The following is a 1488-nucleotide window of genomic DNA, read 5'->3' on the forward strand; positions in this document are numbered from 1 at the left end:
CATGTTCCCGAAGCCCTCGGCGTCACTTGTTCCGAACACCTATGCGTATGAGACGGTGCCTCTGGTGAAGCCGACGGGGTTTCGCGAATATGACGCGCGCTGGCTGTTCGGCTCGGAGCTGAACCTGATGGGGGTGCAGGCGCTGGGGCTCGGGCTGGGCACGCTGATCCACGAGCTCGGGGTGCGCCCGGAAGTGGTGACCGGGCACGATTTCCGCGGCTATTCGGCCTCGATCAAGCAGGCGCTGGCGCTGGGGCTGATGGCGGCCGGGGTGAAGGTGCACGACATCGGCCTCGCTCTGTCGCCGATGGCCTATTTCGCCCAGTTCGCGCTCGACATTCCCTGCGTCGCCATGGTCACCGCCTCGCACAACGACAATGGCTGGACCGGGGTGAAGATGGGGGTGAACCGGCCGCTGACCTTCGGCCCCGACGAGATGAGCCGGCTGAAGGAGATCGTGCTCTCGGGCGCCGGGCAGGCGCGCCCGGGCGGCGGCTACCGCTATGTCGCCGACTTCCCCGAGGTCTACATCAAGGACCTGACCGACCGGCCGAAGCTGAAGCACCCGGTGAAGGCGGTGGTGGCCTGCGGCAACGGCACGGCGGGCGCCTTCGCCCCGCGCATCCTGGAGGCGCTGGGGGTCGAGGTGGTGCCGCTCGACACCGAGCTCGACCACACCTTCCCGAAGTACAATCCCAACCCGGAAGACCTCGAGATGCTGCACGCCATGCGCGACGCGGTGCTGGCCTCGGGGGCGGATGTCGGGCTCGGCTTCGACGGCGACGGCGACCGCTGCGGGGTGGTGGACGACCAGGGCGAGGAGATCTTCGCCGACAAGGTGGGGGTGATGCTGGCGCGCGACCTCTCCGCGCTCCACCCCGGCGCGACCTTCGTGGTGGACGTGAAGTCGACCGGTCTGTTCATGACCGACCCGGTGCTCAACGCCAACGGCGTGAAGGCCGACTACTGGAAGACCGGGCACTCCTACATGAAGCGCCGGGTGCACGAGAGCGGGGCGCTGGTCGGGTTCGAGAAGTCGGGCCACTACTTCTTCAACCGGCCGATCGGGCGCGGCTATGACGATGGCCTGGTCTCGGCGATCGCCATCCTCGACATGCTGGACCGCAACCCGGGCAGGAAGCTCTCCGAGCTGCGGGACGCGCTGCCGCGGACCTGGTCCTCGCCGACCATGTCGCCGCACTGCGCGGACGAGACCAAGTACGGTGTGGTCGAGGCGGTGGTGAAGCACTTCGAGGCGATGAAGGCGCGGGGCGAGACGATCGACGGCCAGCCGATCCGCGACCTGGTCACGGTGAACGGGGTGCGGGTGACGGTGGAGGACGGCTCGTGGGGACTGGTGCGGGCGTCCTCGAACAAGCCGGAGCTGGTCGTGGTGGTGGAGAGCCCGGTGTCGGAGGCGCGCATGCGCGACATGTTCAGGCTGGTCGACGGCGTGCTGCGCACCCACCCGGAAGTGGGCGCCTATAA

Annotated in this window: 1 protein-coding gene; it reads left to right on the top strand. The window is 68.4% G+C overall.

The window, feature by feature from the left end; translation table 11 throughout:
- Position 1 precedes the first annotated feature (1 nt).
- The coding region (locus NVS89_RS22870) for a phosphomannomutase/phosphoglucomutase (protein WP_258735092.1) at positions 2–1488 on the top strand (1487 nt) is incomplete at its 3' end.

The organism is Ancylobacter mangrovi, assembly GCF_024752355.1.
Taxonomy (GTDB): Bacteria; Pseudomonadota; Alphaproteobacteria; order Rhizobiales; family Xanthobacteraceae; genus Ancylobacter; species Ancylobacter mangrovi.